We start from the raw sequence: 239 nt of genomic DNA, 5'->3' as shown, positions 1-239 counted from the left end.
GCTAGATAATAACCTAATTTATTTTGTGGTGAAGGAACGTGATTAGGATCTTTATCGTTGCCTGTTAGTTTATTATAGATATATTCAACAAAAGTGTGAATTGGTTGTGTGGCTTTATCGTATAATATTTTGATTTTAGCCGCGGTGTTGTTCGTAAAAGCGTTGATTTGGTTTAAAACTTCAGGAAAGAATTTGAAAAGGGTCCAATAAAACGCCCCACCAATTAATAATAATGGGAT

The 239-nt window shown here is 33.1% G+C and carries 1 pseudogene; it reads right to left on the bottom strand.

From position 1 onward, the window contains the following. Positions 1-239: pseudogene (locus tag RI01_RS02930) on the bottom strand (hypothetical protein); the annotation flags it as partial.

It is taken from the genome of Italian clover phyllody phytoplasma str. MA1, from assembly GCF_000300695.1.
Taxonomy (GTDB): Bacteria; Bacillota_I; Bacilli_A; order Acholeplasmatales; family Acholeplasmataceae; genus Phytoplasma.
This window is presented reverse-complemented; position numbering and strand designations above follow the sequence as displayed.